Raw genomic sequence first — 14,801 nt, 5'->3', positions numbered from 1 at the left:
CAAGGCCGGGGCCCTGCCCGTCAACGGAGGCCCCGGGACACCGTCGTCAGGGCACCAGGCGCACCGTCAGCGTGCGCGCGTCGGAGCGGCCCTGGTCGTCCACGGCCCGCACCACGTACGTGCCCGGCCGCGCCGACCAGTGCAGGGGCTCGCCGCGCGGCGCGGTGCCCACGAGCTGCTCGTCCACGAACCAGAACACCCGCCGCACGTCCGCGTCCGTCACCACCGCCAGCGGCACCGTCTGCGGCGCCGTCGCGGACACGCGCAGGTTGTAGTCCACGCCCTCCTCCGGCGTGGTGATTTGCGGCGCGGTGCCCTCGCTCGCGCGCTGCTCCAGCCCACACGTCGCGTCCTCGGCGGGCGGCACGCGCCGGGGCATGCCCGCCTTCTGGAACAGGCGCAGCAGGTCCGACGGCCAGAACTCGAACACCTCCGCGCGCGTCGAGGGCCCGGGCGCGCAGGTCCTCAAGCCCGTACGCGTGTCCACCAGCACCTCGCGGTGCACGTCGCAGGCGCGGATGGGAGAGATGCCCGGGATGAACCAGGTACTCGCCTTCCGGTGACAGTGCCGCCCGGGGATGCCGCCGGACAGCGCGCACACCTGCACGCGGCTGACGCCGGGCGGCGGGGACGGGTGTACGCGCCGCACGTCGGAGTCCTTCGAGCGCAGCGAGTCCACTACTTCAAACATCAGCGGCGCGGCGGCCGTCTGCCCCACGAAGGCAGGGTTGGGCTGCCCGTCGAAGTTGCCCACCCACACCGCCACCACGTACGGCCCCACCACGCCCACGCTCCACGCGTCCCGGAAGCCGGTGGACGTTCCCGTCTTCCACGACACCGGCACCGTGTCCCGTGCCCACTCGGCGCGGAAGGACTGCGCGGGCCGCGGGCCCTTCGCCAGCGAGTCCAGCACCATGAAGCTGGCCTCGGCGCTCAGCATCCGCACGCCCTCGTCGCGGGGCGCATCCACGGACAGCCGCAGCGGGCGGAGCACGCCCCCGTTGGCGAGCATGGCGTACAGCTCCACCAGCTCCACCATGGATACGCCCGCGGAACCCAGCGCGAGCGACAGGCCGTAGTACGACTCCTCACGCAGGCCCGTGACTCCCGCCTGCCGCAGGAAGCCGTACAGGCCGGGCGCGCGGAGCTGCTTCGCCAGCGCCACCGCGGGGATGTTGCGGCTGCGCACCAGCGCCTCCTCCGCCGCCAACGGCCCCACGTATTCGCCGTCGAAGTTCTCCGGGTCATACCCCCGGAAGCCGGTGGACGCGTCCTTCAGCATGGTGCGCGGGTGGAGCAGCCCCTGGTCGAAGCCCAGCCCGTAGATGAAGGGCTTGAGCGCCGAGCCCGGCGAGCGCTTCGCCTGAGTGCCGTCCACCTGCCCGTCGATGCCTACGTCGAAGAAGTCCGCCGACCCCACCGCCGCGCGCACCTCCAACGTGCGCCAGTCCACCAGCATCGCCGCCGCGTTGCGGATGCCCACCTCGCGCCGCCGCTCCACGTACTGCCGCACGTGGCGCTCCAGCAGCTTCTGCAGGGACAGGTCCAACGTGCTCTTCACGCTGGAGCCGGCGGGGCTCGCGCGCAGCGCCCGGCCCACGAAGTGCGGCGCGAGGAAGGGCAGCTCCTCCGGCGTGCGCACCGGGAGCGGCTGGGACAGGAGGGCCCGGCGCTCGCCGTCCTCCGGGTGGAGCACGAGCCACCGCTCGAACAGGCGCAGTCGCGCCGCCGTCAGTGCACCGGCGTCCTTGCCCGGGTCCCTGCGCGCGGGGCTCTGCGGGACGACGGACAGGGTGAGCGCCTCCGCCAGAGACAGCCGCTCCACGTCCTTCGCGAAGTAGACGAGGCTGGCCGCCCCCACGCCCTCCACGTTGCGCCCGTACGGCGCGAGGTTGAGGTACGCCTCCAGGATTTCGTCCTTGGAGTAGGTGCACTCCAATTGGAGCGCCCGCAACATCTGCCACAGCTTGCCGCCCGGCGTGCGCGACTCGATGCCGTAGCGGATGCGCGCCAACTGCATGGTGAGCGTGGAGCCGCCCATGCGGCGCCCGCGCGCCAGGTACGTGCTCCACACGGCGCGGCCCAGCGCCACGGGGTTGACGCCGATGTGCTCGCGGAAGTGCTGGTCCTCGTGGAGCAGCGTGGCCTCCACCAGCACCGGGGGAATCCGCTCCAGCGGCACCCAGAGCCGGTACTTCTCGTCCGGCGACAGGGTGAGTCGCAGGAGCCGGCCCTCGCGGTCGAACACCGCCTGCGAGAAGCCCAACTCCTCCCGCAGCGGCGGCCGGGGCACCGCGGCGTACAGCACCGCGAGCCCCAGCACCGCCAGCAACCACCGGCGCCACCGCCTTCGCTTCACGGCTTGCTCACCGTCACCTTCGTGCCCACCGAGCGCGCACGCACGCCGCGGTCATACATGCCCTCGGCGAAGGCCGGCGGCATCACGAACGCGCCCGTGTTGGTCGCCTTGATGCGGTAGATGTACTCGGAGACGTTGCTGCCCACCGTGCCGTAGAGCACCACCCGGTCCTCGCGCACGTCCACGTACTCGGGCGAGAACGAGGAGCGGTCGCTGCCCACCGGCGGCACCCAGCCGCCCGCGACGGGCTCGGGCTCCTGGTAGTACGACTCCTCGCCCTCCCCCTCGTCGGAGGAGTCCTCGGAGCTCTCGGAGGACTCCTCGGATTCGGACTCCTCCTCGGAGGGCGCAGCCGGCTTCTCCATCACCACCTCGAAGCCACCGGGCAGCAGGTCGGTGATGGCCACGTGGGAGACGTTGTCGCCCACCGCGCGCAGTTTGAGGTGCACCTCCACCTCGCCGCCCAGCGGCACCTCCGTCACCACCTTGCCGTCCAGCCCCTGAAGCTCGCGCTGCACTTCCAGCCGCTGGACGATGGGCTGCGTGGGGACTTCAAGGTCGTAGCCGGCCTGCGTCACCTGGAAGAACAGCGGCGCATCCGTGGGCCCCTGCACGCGCACGCCGGTGGCCTGCTCGGAGAAGGCCACCTGCGGGAAGAGGCCGTCCGGCATCGTGAGGGGACGGAGCGAGTCCGCCACCTTCTCCAGGATGGCCGCTCCGCTGCGCGACGGCATCCCCTGCGCGCCCAGCGCCTGGGCATACGCCTCCAGGCCGAGGATGGCGTACGCGGAGGACAGCGTGTTGAAGCGCTCCTCGGTGATGGGGTTCGTCATGCCGACCAGCATGTCGCCGGTGACGGCCTTGAGCCGCTCCGGGAAGTGGCGCGACAACAGGTAGAGCACCTGTGAGTCGTAGACGAGCCCGTCATAGAGCGAGGCGTAGTCCGACTCCTGCGGCGTCCCCACGCGCACCTTCTTCAGCGCGGCCTCGGCCTCCTTGTCCTGCTTGAGCAGCTTGTGCGTCGCCGCGAGGTACGCAGCCGTCAGGTCCGTGGGCCAGGCCTCCGCGGCATTCGTGTCCAGCCACTCGCGCAGCGACACCACCACCGGGCGGGACACCTTGCCGTTGCGGGTGAGCACGTACTGCGCATACGCGATGTTGCGCGCCTGGGTCAGGTCGGAGGGCGTACGGCCCACCAGCACGGTCAGCCACGTGAGGCCCCGATTCATCACCTCGGGCGGCACCGCGAAGCCGCGCTCCTTCGCCTCGGTGAGGAAGTGCAGTGCGTAGATGCTCGGCAGCGTGGGCGCGTACGAGTTGGCCGCCCACAGGCCGAAGGCGCCCTCCTCGTTCTGCCGCGAGCGCAGCGTCTGCAGCGCGGCGGCGAAGGAGGCCTCGGCCACCTGCGGCCCCTGCCCCATCAGCTCACGCCGGCCCTTCAGCACCACCGCCGGGAAGGCGCGGCTGACGAGCTGCTCGGTGCACCCGTAGGGGTACTTCTCCAGATACGTGGACAGGCCGCGCGCCAGGCCCAGGGGCAGCGGCGACGCGCTGACCTCCAGCGTCCGGTAGGCCCCGTGCATCTTCCGGGACACCGCCACGTCCGCCTTGCCGTCCTTGAGGTGGCCGCCCGCCACCGAGGTGAGGTAGGGCACCGCGGGTCGCACGCTCAGGTCCACCGACTGCTTCACGCGTTCCTTGCCCATGGACGCGGTGAAGGCCAGCGTCCCCGAGCCGAGCACCGACTTCGCCCGCACCCGGAACGTCGTGCTCGCCTCGCGGCCCTCGTCGATGTCGAGCGGCCGCTTCGCCTCGTCCAGCACCTCCAGGTGCTCGGACGTCTTCAGCTCCAATGTCACCTTCGCGCCCTTGCCGGAGCCCTCCACGCTGTTGGCCACCGCCACGCCCACGTTGAACTCGTCCCCGGGCGCGACGAAGGTGGGCACGCTGGGCGTAATCACGAACGGCCCGCGGATGATGGCCCGCTTGCTGGCGGAGCCCACGGACTCCGTGCCCACGGCGACGGCCATCACGCGCAGCTCGCCGTTGAAGGAGTCCGGCACGTTGTAGACGAGGTCCCTCTCCGTCTCGTCGATGTCCACGACGCCGGACCAGTACGCCACCGGCTTGTCCCTCTTGCGCTTGAAGGGGTTGAGATTCTTTCCGATGGCGGCCGCGCCCTCGTCGTCACCGCCCATGGCGGACACCGCCCGGGACACGGAGAACTCCGGCAGCAGCAGGTCCAGAATCTGCCCGGTGCGCACCTCGAGCGCGCGCTTCTTGAAGAAGTGCGCCAGCGGGTCCGGCGTCTGGTAGCCGGCCACCTGGAGGATGCCCTCGTCCACCGCGAACACCACCACCTTGCCGGCGCGGTTGCCGCGGTAGCGGATGCGGTACGGCTCGCCGGGGCGGGCCTTGTCCGCGCTGGTGAGCGTCACCTGCAGCGCGCGGCTGTCGCGGTTCACGGAGAACGGAACCACGCCGTAGCTCAGCGGGCTCATGAAGATTTCCTGCGAGTCCATGGCGCGGACGAACGTCACGTTGACGTAGCCGTTGCCCTCCAGGCCCGGCGGCAGGCGGATGGTCTGCACCGTGCTGGTGGCATCCGCCTTGAACCATTTCCACGCGTAGACGCGGTCTCTCTCAATCGTGATGAGGCCCGCGCCGGTGTAGGGCGCCTTGACGCTCAGCTCGATGTCGTCGCCCGGCGAGTAGTCCTGCTTCGCGAGCTTCACCTCCAGCTCCGCGTTCTTCTCCAGCGCGCGCGTGAGGTTGGCCTGGCCCGCCACGGAGTACTCCACGCGGCTGAGCTCGGTGCCCTCCGCGTCCTTCACCACCACCACGAAGTCACCGGGCTGGTCGGTGGACAGCGCGTACTTGAAGCCCGCCTCGGCGATGGGCAGATCACGCGTGCGCACCGTGATGTCGCGGCGCACGGACTGGTAGCGGTACGTGCCGTTGGACTGCTGCGTGAGGACGGACACCCAGCGCTGCTCGATGAGCTCCGCCTTCAGGCCCTGCACCGCCAGCTTCTTCAGCGTGGGGTCCACGGCGATGAAGTCCACCGAGCGCGCGGAGCCCTGGCTCAGGTAGTACAGCCCGCCGTCCGGCTTGAAGCCCACGAGGTACGGCAGCGGCGACACCAACAGCGACGCCTCGGACGACACGCCGCGCCCGCCCTCCGCCTCGTAGCCCTCCGCGAGGAAAGACACGCGCCAGGTGGCCTTCTCGAACTTCTCCAGGCCCAGCTCCAGCTCCACCTCGCCATTCTCGTCGGTGGTGGTGTCCTCCAGGCGCTCGGTGAAGGTGCGCTGGGCGCGCAGCGGGTCATGGAAGAGATAGCCGGGGTACTTGCGGAAGCTGGGGTACGCCGGGGAGAGGGACACCTCGGCGGACACGCGCCGGTCGGCGGCGGGGATGCCGAAGAGGTTCTTCAGCGTCACCTGGCCCTTGAGGTCCTTCGGGGGCACCCAGCCCTCGGTGCGCTCGGCGCTGAAGCGCGTGGTGATGCGCATGCGGTCGGGGAGGAACTCCTCCACGCGTACGGTGGTGGAGCCGAGCAGGCTGCCCCGCTTGCCGTCCTTCACCACGTAGAGATTCACCTGGTAGTTGCCCGTGGGGGACGTCTCCTCCGTCGTGTACTGGAGCCCCTCCAGGCCCACGGCGGAGAGGGTGAGCTTCTTCTTGTGCACCTCCAGGCCGCGCGGGTCGATGACGGCCGCCTCCAGCGGGACGCCGGTGGGCGGGCGGCTCCAGTCGGACGCCTTCACCACCAGGGCCACGTGAAAGGTGTCCCCGGGGCGGTAGAGGCCACGGTCGGAGAAGAGGAAGGCGGAGAGCCGGTCCGGCGTGGAGCCGCTCTCCACGCCGCCCACGTCGAAGCGGCTGAAGTTGAGCTGCCGGTCATACCGGTTGACGGGGATGAAGGCGAAGTCGTCGCCCTTGCTCGCCAGGTACACGATGGGCGCGCGCTCGCGCACGAAGTCCGTCAGCTTCGGGAAGGCGGCATGGCCGTCCACGTCCGTGGTGGCGCTCACCACCGGCAGGCCGTTCTTGCCCAGCACGCTCACCGTCACGCCCTCCGCGGGCTGGCCGGCGCCGAGGCTCTGCACGAAGACGTCATGCGAGCCGTCCGCGTTGTCCTTCACCACCAGCCCCAGGTCCGTCACCAGCAGGAGCCGCGCGTCCTCCTTGCCGGTGGTCTGCTTGTGCACCGGGTCCCAGCTCTGGACCTTGAAGAAGAACAGGCCGCGCCGCGAGGACGAGGCGTTCTCCGGCGTGAGGTAGGGCGCGAGGTCGAACGCGGCGTACTGCGCCTTGCCACGGCCGGCGCCCTCCAGCGGGCGCACCTCGTTGAAGGACTCGGAGATGTTCTCCTCGTTGAAGTTGTAGGAGTTGAACTCGGGGTGGGCGAAGCGCCCTTCCGTCTGCGTAATCAGGTGGTTGAGCTGGTCCGGCAGCACGCGGCCGAGCGCGAAGCGCAGCGCCTTCACGTCGCGCGACATCACCGTCACCTTCTTCTCGCCCGCGAGGCTGAGCAGCGCGCCCTCGTGGAGGATGCTCACCTCCTCGGGATAGGCCGGCACCTGAAGGATGGTGTCGTAGCGCTCGGCCAGCACGTAGCCGCCCGCGGACTGCGTGCCCTTGTTGAGCCGCACGTAGAGCGAGCGCCCCACGTCCGCCTGGACGCGGAAGCTGTGCAGCGTGGCGAACTCCGAATCCGTGGGCACCGCGTCCAGCTTCAGCTTCGCGGAGGCCGGCAGCAGCTCCTCGCCGATGGTCGCCACGCCGTAGTCACTCCACGCGGCGTTGGGCACCACGGGCTGGCCGTCCTTCGCGGGCCGGTCCTTGGGGAGCACCCAGACCTGGAGATTCTTGCGCAGCTCCGCCTCGGTGACGCCGGTGGTGAGGTTGAGCACCAGTACCTGCTCCGGCTCGTAGCGGTCATTGCGCACGAGCGACACCTCGGAGCCGCCCACGTGGAAGTACGTGAACATGCCGGGGATGGTGACGCGGCGCTCCTGCCGGTCCGCCGTGCCGTCACCGCCCCGCGCCGCGCGGATGCCGGGCGCCACCATCAGCGTCATCGGCGTGTCGTTCTGCGGGATGGAGATGAGGTCCGACTGGAGGTACGCCTGTCCCTTGAGCTTGTCGTAGGTGACGTTGAACGGGAAGCTGTCGGAGCTCGCGCCGAGCAGCCCGCGCTTCTCCTCGCCCAGCCGCAGCGACAGGTTGCGCACCAGCGTCGCCGGGTCTACCGCGTGGGAGAACGTCAGCGTCGCCACCACGCGCTTCTCCTTCGGATTGCGCGGGTCCTCGTAGAACTCGAGGTTGGAGATGGACGCGGAGAAGGGCGCGGACTTGAAGGTCGTCTCGTACGCGTCCAGCAGGACGTGGTCCGGGAACAGCGTGCGGTCCAGCGAGACCTTGTACTCCTGCCCTACCGCCCAGTCCTCCGCCGGGGTGAAGGTGAGCATCTGGTCACTGGCCCAGCGCCATTCCCCCTTCACCACGGGCGTCATCGTGATGCCGGCCGTGACGGGCTTGCCGATGGCCTCCAGGCGCGCCACCGAGCCGGTGAAGTGCAGATACACCGGCATCGGCTGGGTCTGCTCCTCCAGCTTCGTCAACGGAGGGTTGGTGGCGGAGAGCGCGTAGCTCACCGGCTTGGGGCGGTTCTGGTACCAGCGGTAGCCGGCATCCGCGCCCACGACGAGCAGCACCAGGGCGAGGAGCGAGAGCGCGAAGCGCTTGGGATGCTGACGGACCTTGTCGATGCCACGGCGCGCGGTGCCGGCAGAGGCACGGCCCAGCGAGGCGGCCCAGGAGGGCGGGGTCCAGCGAAGCTCTCCGAATACGCGCGTGAGGAACCGCGGTCGGGGCGGAGTGGGTTCCGATTCGTTTGAGGACATGGAGTGGGGTGCGGCGCGAGATGCCTGTCCGGGAAGGAGCAAGCAGGGGGCCAGCTACGGCGGATGTAAGCACGAGTCGGGCCGTGGAACGAAGCCACGGGACGTGGGCGGCCAGCCACGGGGGCCTGTGCGCGCACAGCCGCGCCTCCACGCCCGTGCGTGGCTGGCTGGCCGCTTGCCCGCTAGTGGGAGCCGGACGACGTGGACGAGGAGGAAGACGAAGAGGAGGACGCGCCCGGCCAGGGCGTGCGGAAGTTCCGGTGCGAGCCGCCGCCCGGAGGCGCGGGCCTCGACGGAGGGAGCGGCGTCCCCGGGCGGACGGGGGCGACGGCGTCGGGAGGGTCCACCACCACCACGACGGGGTCCTGGTCGATGAGCCCGCTCGCGAGGAGCGCTCCGGCGAGCAGCACGCCCAGGGACACGCCCATGAGGACCCGGCGGACGATGCGCCGCTTCGAGAGCGTCGGGACGGCCTCGGTGACGCCCTCCCCTACCACTCGAGCCTCGGCCTCCTGCGCCAGGGGCACTGGCTGCGTGGTGGCTTCGGCTGCCTGGGAGGGCGAGGGGGTCACCTCGCCCTGCCCGACCCCGGGGGCCTCGGGAGGCCTGGCCCGGGCGGCACGCAGGGCGGTGAGCGCGTCCGCCGCGGAGCCGAACCGCTCCGAGCGCTTCCGAGCCAGCAACCGCTGGAGGAACGACCGGAGCGGCGCGGAGCCCTGGACGTGCTGCTCGAAGGACAGCGCCAGCCCGTCATCGAGCAGGTCCGCCGGCATGCGGCCACTGAGCGCGTGCACCAGCGTGGCGCCCAGGGCGTACAGGTCGCTCGAGGGCTCCACCGTGCCACCGAGCTGCTCCGGCGGCATGTACCCGAAGGTGCCGACCAGCGTGGACCCGTGCGTCACGTCCCGCGCGAGGTGCCGGGCCGCGCCGAAGTCCACCAGCGCCGCGCGCCCGTCCGGGCGGAGGATGAGGTTGGCCGGCTTCACGTCGCGGTGGATGAGCGCGGGCGTGCGCTGATGCAGGGCCTGGAGAGTCTCCAGCACCTGCGCGGCCAGCGTCCACGCCTCGTCCTCGTCCAGGCGCTTGCGGTCGATGCGCTGGAGGAGCGACTCGCCCTCCAGGAATTCCTGCGCGAGGTACAGCCGCGTCCCCACCCCGCTGCCCTCCTTGAAGCTCGCGACGAAGCGGGGGATGTCCGGGTGGCTCAGCGAGCGCAGCACGGCGGCCTCGCGCTCGAACGCGTCGAGCTGCTCCGTGCCCGGCACCAGCGCGAAGAGCAACTCCTTGAGCGCCACGCCACGGCCATCCGGCCCCACCGCGAAGTACACGCGGCCATGCACCGACTGGGAGATGACCCGCTGGACGCGGTAACCACCCGGAGCCACGGCCGCGCCGCAGTGGCCGCACCGCGAGGTGTCGAGGGCGGCCTCGCACACCACGCACGCGGCCCCTGCGTCCTCGCGGTGGCCCATCACGGGCTGGATGCGCTCCACGGTACACCTCCTCAGGTGGGCCCCGAGTCTACGGACCCGGCCCGGGAGATGCGAACCACGGGCCAGCGCTCAGCGCGCGGGCGTCCAGCCCTCGGCGCCGCGGCCGAACACCATGCCGGGCCCTTCACCCACCAGCGTGGCCGCGCGGTAGAGCACCTTGAACAGCTCCGGCGCCCCACTGCCCGTGCCGCGCTCGACGACCTTGCCCTTCTCCGCCTCGGACCAGCGGAAGGGCTCGCCAGCGCCGCGCACCTCCAGCGCCGTCACCACCGCCGGCACCTTCGCGGAGAGGCCCGCCATGTCGGCCTCGTCGAAGGCCCCGTCACGGCGCAGCTCCACGAAGGAGGCGCCCCGCACGGTGGCGGTGCGCCACTCCCAGCCCTTGGCCGCGCCCGCCGCCAGCGCCTTCTTCCAGGCCGCGGCCTCGAGGTTGGGAAGAAAGGCCTGGCTCTGCGCGGCCGGCTTCTCCGCCGCGAAGCGCTCCACGGGAGGCGACACCTGCCAGTCCTCCGCCGCGAGCACCGTGCCCTCACGGAGTCGGAAGGCGAGCGTGTTGGTCAGCTCGGCGAAGCGCGCTTCGTACACGTCGTCCACCGAGCGGGTGCCGGTGAGCTGCTCCAGCGAGGTGCCGCCCACCGTGGTGGCGCCGTGCTGCGGGTCGCGCGCGGCCACTTCCACGGTGCGGCCGAACAGAAATGTGGCCAGCCCCCGGCGCTCCTCGCGGCTGTAGTGCTCGCGCGCCACGACGATGCCGCCCACCGTGGCGGACAGGGCGCGGAAGAAGGACAAATCCCACCGCGCGGGCCCCGTCTCCTCCACCACCAGGAAGCTGCCACCGTCCTCGCGCAGCTTCTGGACGCGCCAGCGCAGCGTGCCCGGGCCAGCCACCGGCGCCTGTCCCCCGGGCGTGAGCCGCTGGCGCGAGAGCACCTTGCGTTGCACGCGGGAGAGCGCCGCTGCGATGCGGTCCGCCGCGGCCTCGGGGCCGACGCCGGGCGCAAAGCAGTCGATGAAGTGGCCAGCCATTCAGGGCTCCGTCAGAGGTTGTTGAACGAGTAGGCCCCGGTCGCCGGGTTGAACACAACCTCCATCCTGCCGTCGGCGGCCTGGATTTCGATGCGCTTGACGGCGTTGCCGTCGACGGTCGGACCCAGGGGCGGCGGGCTGTTGCCCGTCAACGGTCCATTCCAGGCGGCGGCCACCTGCGCGCGCGTCTTGCCCTCCACCTCGATGAAGACCTCCACGTTCTTCATGCCGGTGTGCTGGGCATGCTCCAGGGCGCCCTGCGCCATGGCCCGGGCCGCGGTCGCGTCCGTGGTCGACGGCACGAACTTGAGCTGCATGGGCCGCTTCGGGTTGCCGATGGTGCCGTCGATGCCCGGGTACGAGCGGCCCGCCGCGTCGTCGCCGAAGATGTGCACCTCCTCGCCCCGCGCCGCCGCGAGCTTCTGGGCCTGCGCCAGCTCGTGCGCGTCGGGCGGCCGGGCCTCGTAGTGCACGGTGATGTTGCCGTTCTTCACCGTGTGGGCCAGCTGCGGGTTGATGGGGTCCAGCAGGTTCTCCGTGTGCCGCGCACGGCTCGGCGAGCGCAGCGCCGCGATGTCCGCGGCGATGTCGTTCACCTGCTTGTTGCGCACCGCCTCCGGCATGCGGCCGAGCACCGTCTCCACGTTGGCGCCGCTGCTGGCCGTGCGCGCCGCCCAGACGTCGAACGCCTCGCGCTGCGCCGGCGTGGCATAGGCCGCTCGCGTCGTCTGCTCCAGCGCGCCCGGCGTGCGGGCCGGGCCCGCCGCCTCCAGCTTCAGGTTGAACGGACCGGAGCCCGACGCCCCGTCCAGGCGGATGCGCTGTCCGGGCGCCAGCGTCTCGGCCTGCTGCACGGCGCGGTTCAGCTCGGCCATGCGCTGGATGAGGTCATCGCGCGTGCCGGCCTGGGCCGACGTGGCGCGAATCCAGTCGTCCATGCCCTCCAGCCGACCGGTGGACTGCAGGTCCGCCGCGTGGTCGATGAGCTTCGTGAGCGAGGCCTCGTCCGGGCGCAGGGCGCCGAGGCCGGACTCAATCTGCTTCAGCTCGGTGACGCGGCCGGAGAAGACGCGCTCGGTGTTCTTGTCGAACTTGGCCACGTAGCCGCGGCCGACATCCAGCGAGTGCACCTGCACCTCGTGGATGCGCAACTGCGCCTCCACGTTGGCAATCTCCTTCTCCAGCGCCGCGCGCTCCGCCACCGTCGCCGCGTCGGGCTTGCCGGCCGTGGCGCGGATACGGTCGTCGATGCGCTGCTGCATCCCCTCCAGCTCGCCGAGGATGCCCTTGAGCTTCTTCACCTCGAGCTGGGACTCGAAGCCCTGCGTGCCGAAGCCGGGCCGGCCCGTCATCGCCTGGGTGATGCGGTCCTTGAGCTGGCGAATCTGGCCCATCGGCCCCTCGTACTTCTGCAGGGCGCGCGCCGTCTCCAGGTGCGACTGAATCTGCGCGGGCGTGGCGTGGGGCCCCGCCTCGATGTGCACGCGCCCGTTGTCGTAGCGCACGCGCGTGGTGTTGCCCGGCAGGTCCGGGTTCTGCACCACGGGGATTTCGCGCGGCCGCGTCATGCGGGACACGCCCTGCATGGTGCCGTCCACGGCCACTCCGGTGCCCGCGCCGAACACGGTGCCGATGGTGCCGTCGCGCACCGCGCGGTTGCCCACCTGCGCCAGACCCGGCATCAGCCCGTTCTGCCAGGTCTCGCTCTGCATCGCCTGGTCCACCGCGCCGCCGGTGGCGCCGCCGATGCCGCCCTCCCACGCGCCCTGGATGGCCGCGCCCTTCAGTCGCTGCGCCACGGTCTGCTTGACGACCTGCTCCGCGCCCTCCACCGCCGCCACCGAGCCGCCGCCCAGCCCCTTGGGAAGCGGAATCACGGCGGTGGCGCCCTCGACGGCGCCCAGCGCGCCCTGCTGCATCAGCCCGTCGGTGCCGAGCGAGTCGCCCTTGAAGTACGCCTGCGTCGCCACGCGCGTGCCCGCGCCCAGCGCCGCGTAGCCCGCGACGGCGAGCGGCGTGGCCGCACCGCCAGTGGCCACCACCGCGGCCGTCGTCACCACCACCACGGCGGCCGTGGCGGCCATGTCCGCGGTGCTGTCCTTCGTCTCCTGCACGTCCTTCACGTCGTCGGTGGAGTAGCCCACGCGGGTGTTGGCCGCATCCGTGTTGCCGGAGGCGATGGCCGTCTCCGCCGCGTCCAGGTTGCGCTCCAGGCGTGCCGAGTCCGACTCGCCCTTCGTCCACGTCTGGATGGTGTCGATGACGCCGAGGCCACCGCTCTGCTCGAACTTCTGCTGGGCCCGCAGGCGCGCCACCTGCTGCTGAGCGGCGTCCGGCGCGTTCATGTCCACCGCGCCCAGGTCATACATCTGGTCGACGATTTCGAACTTGTCGCGGCCGCCCAGCTCCGACGTCAGGTCCGAGCGCAGGTCCTTCTTGTAGAGGTCGCGATAGGCGGCGGTGATGTCATTGATTTGCGCCTTGGACTTGTTGCCCAGCACCTCGCGCAGGGCCGCCTCGTCGGTGCCCGCGCCGTCCATGGCGCGGTGCAGCCGCTGGGCGTCCGCGCGGGCCTGGCCCGCCTTGTCGTTGGCGGCCGGCGGGTTGAGGTAGCTCAAGCCCACTGCGGCGTCGTTGCCGCCCCAGCTCCGCACCTCGCTCTCCAGCGAGCGATTGGTTTGCTTCTGGAACTCGGCCTTGAGGGCGGGCAGGTCCTCCGGCTTCGTGTTCTTGAGCACGTCGAGGATGGCGCTCTTGTCCGCGCCGAACCAGCCCTGCGTCGCGCTGTTGATTTTCGCGGCGTTCGCGGCGGCGGGGTTGCCCTCCAGCATGCCGCGGGCGCGGGTGTAGTCCTCCTTGGACAGCTTCTTCTGCATCTCCGCCTGGAGGGCGGTGTCCGCGAGGAGGATCTTCTTCTGCTCGGGCGGCAGGCCCTCGAGGGTGTCGAAGACCTTCTGGCTGTCGGCGCCGAAGAAGCCCTGGAGCGCGTCATTCACCTTGGAGCGCGCGGCACTGGCCTCCAGCTGGTTCACCTGCGCGGGCGCGGTGGCACTGGTGGTGGCGAGCAGGCTGCTCAGCTGCGTCTTCTGCGCGCCGTTGAGGCTCGGCTCCAGCGCCTTGCGCATGAACTCCTCGGGCGAGGAGGCCTGGATGTCCTTGTGGTCCTTCCCGTACATCTGCTGGAAGGAGCGGGCGATGGACTGGCGCTCGGAGGGGCTGGCCTGCTGCAGCGTCTTGAGGATGGCGTCCTTGTCGCCGAACCAGCCCGTCTGCTGCTGGATGGCGGCGGCGCCCGCGTTGCCCTTGTTGCCGGAGAGGATGCTGTTGGCGCGGGTGAGGTCGTCGCCGCTCAGCTCCTCGCGGATGGTGCTGTCCAGGTCGAGGTTGTAGTGCTCCTTGAAGGACTGGCGGATGAGGGCGATGTCCCCCGGCGACTTCTTGTCCAGCGCGCGGAAGAGGGCGTCCTCGTCGGTGCCCCAGCCTGTGAGTCCGCCCTTCATGGCGCGGTACAGCTCGGTGGCGTCCTTGGCGGCCTGCTCCTTGGTGTAGCCGGGAGTGACGCCCGGCGGGCCCGCGGGAGGCTGGCGCTGCGTGGGCGGCGCTGCGAGGGGCGGCGCGGGGACGAAGGAGCTGGCGTTGGACGCGCGGTTGCCGGCGTTCCGGGCGGACGTGGCGGCCTGCTGCGCGGCGGTGTTGGCGCGCGCGACGGCCTGCTCGGCGCGGGTCAGCTCGCTCTTCGGAGCGCCCTGCTTCTGCGCCTGCGCGAGCGCCGTCTGGGCCTGCTTCAGGGCGTCCTGGGCCTTCTTCGCCGCGGCCTCTGCCCGGGCCTGCGCCTGGGCTGCCTGTGCCGCCTGGGCCCGGGCCGCCTCCGCCGCGGCGCGAGCGGCCTCTTCCGCGGCGCGCTGTGCCTCGCGTGCGGCGCGCTCCGCCTCCGCGGCCGCCGAGTTCTGACCGGAACCACCTGCCTCGCCAGTTCCCGTGGTTCGGGTTCCGCCCTCGTTGATTCTCATG

The 14,801-nt window shown here is 71.3% G+C and carries 5 protein-coding genes; all 5 read right to left on the bottom strand.

All coding sequences use genetic code 11. The annotated features are described in order from the left end of the window. Nucleotides 1-46: 46 nt before the first annotated feature. On the bottom strand, nucleotides 47-2,359 hold the full coding sequence (gene pbpC, locus OV427_RS30910; RefSeq protein ID WP_267859795.1) for a penicillin-binding protein 1C: 2,313 nt from the start codon (nucleotides 2,357-2,359) through the stop codon (nucleotides 47-49). Then, nucleotides 2,356-8,271, bottom strand: a complete 5,916-nt coding sequence (locus OV427_RS30905; protein ID WP_267859794.1) for an alpha-2-macroglobulin — start codon at nucleotides 8,269-8,271, stop codon at nucleotides 2,356-2,358. Before OV427_RS30905 ends, pbpC begins: the two co-directional genes overlap by 4 nt. A 182-nt stretch (nucleotides 8,272-8,453) precedes the next feature. Next, entirely contained in the window at nucleotides 8,454-9,764 is a 1,311-nt protein-coding gene (locus OV427_RS30900) for a serine/threonine-protein kinase (protein WP_267859793.1), read from the bottom strand. A 69-nt stretch (nucleotides 9,765-9,833) separates the two neighbouring features. Then, nucleotides 9,834-10,790 carry a hypothetical protein gene (locus tag OV427_RS30895; RefSeq protein WP_267859792.1) on the bottom strand — a complete coding sequence of 319 codons (957 nt, stop codon included), beginning with the start codon at nucleotides 10,788-10,790 and terminating at the stop codon, nucleotides 9,834-9,836. A gap of 11 nt (nucleotides 10,791-10,801) precedes the next feature. Then, nucleotides 10,802-14,800: an annexin gene (locus OV427_RS30890; RefSeq protein ID WP_267859791.1), complete on the bottom strand. Its 3,999-nt coding sequence runs from the start codon at nucleotides 14,798-14,800 to the stop codon at nucleotides 10,802-10,804. Nucleotide 14,801: the final 1 nt, after the last annotated feature.

The sequence above is a fragment of the Pyxidicoccus sp. MSG2 genome, assembly GCF_026626705.1.
GTDB lineage: Bacteria > Myxococcota > Myxococcia > Myxococcales > Myxococcaceae > Myxococcus.
This window is presented reverse-complemented; position numbering and strand designations above follow the sequence as displayed.

What these genes read in the sequence shown, in the direction of transcription:
- OV427_RS30895 (WP_267859792.1), bottom strand. Translation starts at nt 10,790, where the DNA reads ATGGCTGGCCACTTCATCGACTGCTTTGCGCCCGGCGTCGGCCCCGAG.
- OV427_RS30890 (WP_267859791.1), bottom strand. Translation starts at nt 14,800, where the DNA reads ATGAGAATCAACGAGGGCGGAACCCGAACCACGGGAACTGGCGAGGCA.
- OV427_RS30905 (WP_267859794.1), bottom strand. Translation starts at nt 8,271, where the DNA reads ATGTCCTCAAACGAATCGGAACCCACTCCGCCCCGACCGCGGTTCCTC.